5 protein-coding genes are annotated in these 6,014 nt (G+C 65.2%); 3 read left to right on the top strand and 2 right to left on the bottom strand.

Annotated features, from left to right (window positions below):
- Window positions 1–19 precede the first annotated feature (19 nt).
- A complete protein-coding gene (locus SCH01S_RS07305) occupies window positions 20–1,123 on the bottom strand; it encodes an LLM class flavin-dependent oxidoreductase (RefSeq protein ID WP_046348111.1) in 1,104 nt (367 codons plus the stop codon).
- The gene (locus SCH01S_RS07300; RefSeq protein WP_046348110.1) at window positions 1,078–1,986 is read right to left on the bottom strand and encodes an aldo/keto reductase; all 909 of its coding nucleotides are present in this window, start codon (window positions 1,984–1,986) and stop codon (window positions 1,078–1,080) included. The genes SCH01S_RS07305 and SCH01S_RS07300 overlap by 46 nt, the downstream gene beginning before the upstream one ends.
- A gap of 29 nt (window positions 1,987–2,015) precedes the next feature.
- Between SCH01S_RS07300 and SCH01S_RS07295 the strand changes: the two genes are divergently transcribed.
- The 3 genes from SCH01S_RS07295 to SCH01S_RS07285 all read left to right on the top strand — a co-directional run bounded on the left by SCH01S_RS07295 (window position 2,016) and on the right by SCH01S_RS07285 (window position 6,010).
- A complete protein-coding gene (locus tag SCH01S_RS07295) occupies window positions 2,016–3,101 on the top strand; it encodes a Gfo/Idh/MocA family protein (protein ID WP_046348145.1) in 1,086 nt (361 codons plus the stop codon).
- 45 nt (window positions 3,102–3,146) lie between these two features.
- Window positions 3,147–3,539 (top strand): hypothetical protein, encoded by a 393-nt coding sequence (locus SCH01S_RS07290; RefSeq protein ID WP_046348109.1) that lies wholly within the window; start codon window positions 3,147–3,149, stop codon window positions 3,537–3,539.
- 158 nt (window positions 3,540–3,697) lie between these two features.
- Complete coding sequence (locus SCH01S_RS07285; protein WP_046348144.1) at window positions 3,698–6,010, top strand: TonB-dependent receptor; 2,313 nt, start codon at window positions 3,698–3,700, stop codon at window positions 6,008–6,010.
- Window positions 6,011–6,014 lie beyond the last annotated feature (4 nt).

Genomic DNA, 6,014 nt, shown 5'->3' with positions numbered 1-6,014 from the left:
CCCGTTCCGGGGAGGAGCTTTAAGTCAGCGGCCCGTGCGCGATCCGCGGCAGCACATGACGCGCGAACAGGTCGGCCTCCGCCTGATGCGGATAGCCTGAGAGGATGAACGCCTCGATCCCCATGTCCTGATAGCGCCGCAGCTTTGCCAGCACCTGGTCGGGGTCGCCGACGATCGCCGCGCCGCAGCCGGAGCGGGCGCGGCCGATGCCGGTCCACAGCCCGTCCTCGACAAAGCCTTCATCGTCCGCGGCATCGCGCAGCGCGGCCTGGGCGGTCACGCCGACCGAGGTCGAGTCGAGCGACTTCTGGCGAATTGCGGCGCCGGTCTCGGCATCGAGCTTCGACAGCAACCGCCGGGCATAGGCGCGCGCCTCATCCTCGGTGTCGCGAACGATCACATGCGCGCGGTAGCCGAAGCGCAGCGTGCGGCCATAGCTGGCGGCGCGCGCGCGCATGTCGGCGATGATATCGCGCACCGCTTCTTCGCGGTCGGGCCACATCAGATAGACGTCGCAGCCCTGCGCGGCGGCATCCCGCGCATCCGGTGAGAGACCGCCGAAATAGAGCGGCGGGCACTTGCCCGAGACCGTGCCGACCCGCGGCGGATCGAGCTTCAGCTTCCAGAACTCACCGTCATGATCGAGCGGCTCGCCGTTCAGCATCGTCTTCAGGATTTTCATCACCTCGACGGTGCGGGCGTAGCGCGGCGCCGACGGCAGCGATTCGCCGGGCATTTCGGATGAAATGATGTTGACCGTCAGCCGCCCGCCCAGGGTGCGATCGATGGTCGCAATCTGGCGCGCGAGCTGCGGCGGCCAGCTTTCGCCGACCCGGACCGCCATCAGCAGCCGGATGCGGCGGACCAGCGTCGCGATCGCGGCGGCGAAGGCTGTCGTGTCGATGCCCAGCGCGTAACCGGAAGGCAGCAGGATATTGTCGAAGCCGCCGGTTTCCGCCGTCAGCACGATGTCCCGGCAATGCTCCCAGCTCGATCGGAGCATGGGGTCCGGCACACCCAGGAATTCATAGTCATCGTCGCAGAGCGCCGAGAACCAGCTGATTTCGCATTGCCCCGTCACGGCAGTTTTTCCCCCATTGAAGCTTGCAGCACCGCATACCATTCGGCCCGCGTCCAGCGCGGCTCGAGCGCCTGCGGAATCAGCGCGATTCGGTCCGGCCGCTGAGTGCCGACGATCGGGATCGGCCGCGCCGGGTGCGCCATGATCCAGCTGAGCGCGGCCGCGCTGCGATCGACGCCGAACTCGGCGGCCTTGCGGTCGAACAGTGCCGCAACCTCCAGCGAGCGGGCATCGCGCGGCTCCATCAGCGTTCCTCGCGCGAGCGGCGACCAGGCGAGCACGGCCAGGTCCATGGTCATCGCCTGGTCGAGCAGGCCCGAGCGGATCGGGTCGAGCGCCAACGCGGAGAATTCAGGCTGAGTGCTGGCGATCGGAATCGTCAGGAACTGCTGCAGCGCCGCCGTCTGCCACGTCGTGAAGTTCGACACCCCGACGGCTGAAATCTTGCCCGCCGCCTGCGCCTTTTCCAGAGCGCGCGCGACTTCCTGCGGGTGCGCCAGAATGTCCGGACGATGAATCTGCCACAGGTCGACATGCTCGACGCCCAGGCGCTTCAGCGAGGCGTCGATTGCCTGTTCCAGATACGCGGCGCCGGAATCATACGGCGTGCCGATGACGATGCCGCCCTTGGTCGCGAGCACCATCCGCGCGCGGAGACCGGGCGACTCGGCGAACACCCTTCCCAGCAGCGACTCGGCGGCGCCGAATCGCTCGCCATTATCGGGCCCGTAGATGTCGGCCGTGTCGAACAGCGTCACGCCGGCATCGACGGCCGCTTCCACCTTGCGGCGCGCGGCGTTTACGTCGTCGCCGGCGAAGCGCCACATGCCCCAGGCGATCGGCGAAACCATGATCCCGCTCTTGCCGAGCGGCCTCGGATCGGGTGAGAAGGGCAGATATGTCATCGCTGTCATATGGCACGAAGGGATCGGAAATGGGAAGCAGAGTTCGCTATGGCTTGATCGGAACCGGGATGATGGGTGTCGAGCACATCCAGAATCTTCGCGTGACGCCCGGCGCCGAGCTGACGGCCATCTACGATCCCGTGCCGACCTCGCTCGATTGGGCCCGCACCGCATCGGAAGGCTGGAGCAACCCGAAGGCGTTCGAGAGCGGTGAGGCGATGGTCCGCTCAGGCGAAGTCGACGCGGTGATCATCGCCAGCCCCAACTACACGCATCGCGCCGTGCTCGAGCCGCTGATGGATGCGCCTGTTCACATCCTGTGCGAGAAGCCGCTGGCGACCACCGTTGCCGACGCGCGCTGGATCGCCGAGCGGGCAGCTCAGCGCCCGGAGGTGTTCTGGACGGCGATGGAATACCGCTTCATGCCGCCGGCGGCGAAGTTCATCGAACAGGTGCATGGCGGGCGAACGGGGAAGCTGCAGATGCTGTCCATCCGCGAGCACCGCTTCCCGTTCCTGCCCAAGGTCGGCGACTGGAACCGCTTTTCCCGAAATACCGGCGGCACGATGGTCGAGAAATGCTGCCACTTCTTCGACCTGATGCGGCTGATCGTGCAGTCGGAGGCGGTGCGCGTCTATTGCTCGGGTGCGATGGACGTTAATCATCAGGATGAGCGTTATGACGGCGAAAAGCCGGACATCATCGACAACAGCTTTACCACCGTCGATTTCGAGAATGGCGTGCGTGCGCTGCTCGACCTGTCGATGTTCGCGGACGGCGCCGAGAACCAGGAGGAAATCACCGCTGTCGGCGACAAGGCGCGCCTGGACGTGCTGATCCCCGAAGGCTCGCTCGTCTTCAGCCCCCGCGTCGGCTTCATGAATCCCAAGCAGGTGACGCGCGAGCATGTGTCCGTCGACGAGACCGCGCTGGCGGTCGGCCAGCATCACGGCTCGACCTATTACCAGCACCAGGCCTTCAACGCCGCGGTGCGCGGGGAGGGGCCGGTGATCGTCACCGCCGAGGACGGGCTGCGGGCGGTCGAAATCGGCGCCGCCGCCGAACTCAGCGCAAGAGAGAAGCGCGCCGTGACCCTGGACGAGGTGCGGAGCTGAATCGCTCAGCCGGAGTTCAGGTGTGACCTAATACGAGGTGTGATTATGGCCAAAATCTCGCGATTCATCATCGGTGCCGCGCTTGCTGCCGCGGCGATCACGCCCGCTTTCGGTGCCCGGGTATCGCCCGAGGCCCAGCTCGACAAGATGATCGGGGATCGGGTGCCGGGCACGCCGGTTCATTGCATCAATCTGCGCGATATCCAGTCGAGCCAGATTATCGACGGCACCGCGATCGTTTACCGGATCGGCAGCAGGCTGTATGTCAATCGGCCGCAAAGCGGCGCGAATTGGCTCGACGATGACGACATTCTCGCGACCCGCACGATCGGCTCGCAGCTTTGCCGGATCGATACCGTCAACCTTATCGACCGTGCGTCACGTTTCCAGCGGGGCTTCGTCGTCCTGGGCGATTTTGTTCCCTACACGAGGCGCTGATCCGGCGGCCGGCGCATTCGCCGCCGCCGCGACTGATGCAGTCGCGCAACAATCCCCCACCAAATGCCAGCTTCGTGCGCGCCGGGCTTTCGCCCGACGTCAAAATCTGCTTACTGATTTATGACAACGCTATCAAAAAGCAGTTTGGGGGATCTGACATGCGCGGTTTCTGCTTGAGCACCAGCCTGATCGCGATGGCCTTCGCAGCGGCTCCGGCCCTTGCGCAGGATGCCGCGCCGGCCCCGACGGCGGGGGCGCCGACCGCGGCGGACGAGGCCGGCTATGGCGACATCGTCGTCACCGCCCAGAAGCGCGAGGAAAATCTTCAGAGCGTCCCGGCGGCGATCAGCGTCGTCAGCGGCGAGCAGCTCGAAAATCGTGGCGTCGTCAACATCACCTCGCTCCAGCAGCTGGTGCCCAGCCTCAACTTCAAGGACAGCGCGACGACGATCGACTCGTCGGTGTTCCTGCGCGGCGTCGGCACGATCAATTTCTCGATCGCGGCAGAGCCGAGCGTCGGCTTCGTAGTCGACGGCGTAACTTATGCGCGCTCCGGCGAGGCCTTCGGCGATCTCTACGACATCGAGCGGGTCGAAGTGCTGCGCGGGCCGCAGGGGACCTTGTTCGGCAAGAATGCGTCGGCCGGCGTGATCAGCATCACCACGCGGCGGCCGGGCAATGAGCTTGGCGGTTTCGTCGAAGGGCAGGCGACCACCGACGACGAATACAAATTGCGCGGCGCGATCGACCTGCCGATCAACGACAGCATCAAGACCCGCTTCACCGGCAATTACGGCTGGTACGACGGCATGGTCCGCAACATCACGCTCAATCGGACGGTCAACGGCTATGAGCGCTGGGGCGTGCGCGGCATGGTGGTCGCAGAGGCGACGCCGAGCCTCAGCTTCACGCTGATCGGCGATTATCGCCACCAGAACAGCGATTGCTGCGCGGAAGTGATCGGCACCACGCCGGCCGGCGCGCTCGCGGCGGCGCTGGACGGCGTCGAGCTGCGCGGGGACGAGACGCGGAAGATCCGCCAGAACACGCTCACCGAAACGCGCGAGACGAGCTGGGGCGTGTCGCTAGAAGGCGATCTCGATGTCGGCGCGCTCGGCACGCTGACGTCGATCACCGCCTATCGCAAATACCGCAATTTCGGCGTCCGCGACGGCGACTTCATCGACAAGGTGTATAACATCGCGGGCGGCAACCAGCTCGACGATTTCGGGCCGCAGCCGTCGAAGACGTTTACTCAGGAAGTCCGGATCGCCTCGCCCGGCAACCAGAAATTCGAATATGTCCTGGGCGCCTTTTATTACAACGCGAAGCAGCAGCGGACGTTCGAGCGTGACGACATCGTCTGTTCGGCGACGACGCTGCCGCCGGTCGCGCCGGGGCTTGCGCCATGCGCCGCCGGCTCGTCGACGCTGCGGTTCCCGAGCGCCGTCGGCACGTTCGGCTCGACCATCGAAAATTATGCCTTTTTCGGCAACCTGACCTACAACGTCACCGACTGGTTCCGGCTGATCGGCGGCGGCCGCTACACCCACGACAATGTGGACGCGTTCAACCGCCGCACGCCGGCCACGAACGGCGGCGGCCCCGGCCTTGCCAATGCCGGCGCCAATTATCAGCTCCACACGAGCAATAACGATTTCTCGTGGCGGGCCGGCGCCCAGTTCGACGTGAATCCCGACTGGATGCTCTACGGAACCTACAGCCAGGGCTATAAGGGGCCGGCATTCAACGTCTTCTTCAACCAGAATGACGGTCAGCTCGCGCCGATCGCGGCGGAGACGGCCGACGCCTACGAACTCGGCTCCAAATACCGGACGGCGGACGGAACCTTCACGCTGAACACGGCGCTGTTCTACGCCAAATATCACAATTTCCAGGCGAACAGCTTCGTCAACCTGAACGGGTCGGTGATCACGCAGCTGACCAATGCCGGCGACGTTTCGACGCGCGGCATCGAGATCGACACGCTGATCCGTCCGACCCGAAACTTCACGTTGAACGGCGGCCTCGCCTTCACCGACGCGCACATCGATCGCTTCAACGTGCCGCCGGGCGCGCCTGCGGGCACGAGCACGCGCCAGGGCGAACAGCTGCCGCTGGCGCCCAAGTGGAAAGGCAATCTGGGCGCGACCTGGAAGATCGAAACCGGCGGCTTTGCCGACATCGAACTCGGCAGCCAGCTTTCGATCACCAGTGACCAGGTCTCGTCGCTGGAGCCGAACCCGGTCACGCGTCGCGCGATCACTATCGACGGCTATGCGATTCTCGATGCCAACATCGCGCTGGTCGATCCGAACGGGGTCTGGCGGGTCAACTTCATCGGCCGCAACCTGACCGACCAGAGCTATGCGACCCTGATCACGCCGGGCGGCCCGGGCGGCAGCTTCCGCTATCTGCTGCCGCGCGACGTGGATCGTTATTTCGGCGTGAACCTGCGGCTCAATTACTGAGGAC

Origin of the sequence: Sphingomonas changbaiensis NBRC 104936 (assembly GCF_000974765.1) — a bacterium.
Lineage (GTDB): Bacteria > Pseudomonadota > Alphaproteobacteria > Sphingomonadales > Sphingomonadaceae > Sphingomonas_B > Sphingomonas_B changbaiensis.
This window is presented reverse-complemented; position numbering and strand designations above follow the sequence as displayed.